At 42.7% G+C, this 1,954-nt stretch carries 2 protein-coding genes; one reads left to right on the forward strand and one right to left on the reverse strand.

Annotated elements, in window-relative coordinates:
- Positions 1 to 108 (reverse strand): IS630 transposase-related protein (locus QUA40_RS28550; protein WP_333132054.1); only part of this gene is annotated, 108 nt, incomplete at its 3' end.
- Between the two features lie 445 nt (positions 109 to 553).
- On the opposite strand from QUA40_RS28550, the gene QUA40_RS28555 reads away from it, so the two are divergent.
- Positions 554 to 1,741 (forward strand): RNA-guided endonuclease TnpB family protein, encoded by a 1,188-nt coding sequence (locus QUA40_RS28555; protein WP_333132052.1) that lies wholly within the window; start codon positions 554 to 556, stop codon positions 1,739 to 1,741.
- Positions 1,742 to 1,954 lie beyond the last annotated feature (213 nt).

The raw sequence follows: 1,954 nt of genomic DNA on the forward strand, positions 1-1,954 counted from the left end.
ATAAATTGTTGCTCTTCCTACCTTAAATATGGCGGCAGCTTTCGTTATACTCCCTCCATTTTCCACATAATTGACTACTTTTTGTCTTAGGTCTAGACTGTAAGCCATTTTTTTCTAATTAACTATTTTTATCGATTTTATCATGATCTTGCCTTTGTCTCACATTTATTTGAAATGACTATAACTTAATTATGTCATTCTGAACCCTTGACGGAGTTTACCATCGAGCGTAGGAAAGCTTCCGCAAGTAATGCGAATAATCTCAAACCTTTGCAACATAGTTATAAAGCTTAAGTTATATATAGTTAATTGGTTTTATCCGAGAATGTAGGTTGCTCAATAAGTCAGCGTAAAACCGTTTTGCAATAAATTAAATGGCTGTTTTTGTTAAAAGGCTTTGATATTAAACGCGAGCGCGTTTGAGAGATGTTCCATTTGCCAAGTATCATCATCAGAAATTTGGGTTTGAAACCCCGTCCTTCGCTTGACGGCTTTACAAAGATTTTACATCGAGTCTAGCACAATATCACAATCGAAGTGTTAGACTGTGAGCATGACGCTCAAAGCCTTCAGCTATCGATTCTACCCAACTCCGGAACAAGAGAGTTTGTTGCGACGGACAATGGGTTGCGCTCGTTTAGTATACAACCGTGCCTTAGCCGTAAGAACCGAGGCATGGTACAAAGACCAAAAACGGGTAGGGTATGCTGAAACCTCTTCAATGCTAACCGAATGGAAGAAAACAGAAGAGTTAGATTTTCTGTCGGAAGTTAGCTGCGTACCGTTACAGCAATGCTTGCGACATTTACAAACGGCTTACACCAATTTTTTTGATGGGCGGGCGAAATATCCCAACTTCAAGAAAAAACGCAATGGTGGTAGCGCAGAGTTTACCAAATCTGCTTTCAAGTTTAAGGATGGACAAGTTTACTTAGCAAAGTGTGCCGACCCGTTGCCAATTCGTTGGAGCCGGATGCTACCTGTCGGTTGCCGACCATCAACCATTACGGTGAAGCTTTCACCATCTGGTAGGTGGTCAGTTTCCCTGTTGGTGAATGTTGAAATTGAAGCATTACTTCAGTCAGGCAGTCAAGTTGGTATTGACTTGGGCATTACAAGTTTACTCGCTCTTAGCACTGGTGAAAAGATTGCCAATCCCAAAGGATTCAAGGCAAAATATCGCAAACTTAGAAGAGCGCAGAAAGCTTTAAGCCGGAAACAGAAAGGGTCAAACAACCGTCACAAAGCACGACTCAAAGTAGCGAAAGTACATCAAGAAATTGCTGATGCAAGAAAAGATAACCTTCACAAGTTAACAACGCGGTTGGTGCGCGAAAACCAAACCATCGCCGTCGAGAATTTGGCTGTGAAGAACATGATTAAAAATCCCAAACTTGCCCTTGCCATAAGTGATGCAAGTTGGGGCGAATTGGTCAGGCAACTTGAATACAAGTGTGAGTGGTACGGTCGTACTTTAATTAAGATTGACCGATGGTTTCCGAGTTCAAAACGGTGTGGCAATTGCGGACACATCGTTGACAAGATGCCGTTGAATATCCGGGAATGGGATTGTCCTAATTGCGGGACACACCATGACCGAGACATCAACGCGGCAAAGAATATTTTGGCGGCAGGGCTTGCCGTGTCAGTCTGTGGAGCGACCGTAAGACCCGAACAGAGTAAATCTGTTAAGGCAGGTGCGAAACCCCGTAAGGGACAGAAGCAGAAACCTAAATCGTGAGGTTTGGGAATCCTCGCCGTTCTACGGCGGGGTGGATGTCAAGTACGAAGATATTCAGCATTTTCTCACCCTCACAATTGAAACTGTGGTAATTTTTGGTTACGGTGGCTTAATTGGGAGCATCCCGGTTTTGTAAATATCCGAATAAGCGTAAAATAGTTAAAATCAATAAAAGCGTCAAAAAAAGTCGAAAACAAGAGCCATGACCCCTGA

The organism is Microcoleus sp. Pol11C3 (assembly GCF_036701485.1).
Taxonomy (GTDB): Bacteria; Cyanobacteriota; Cyanobacteriia; order Cyanobacteriales; family Microcoleaceae; genus Microcoleus.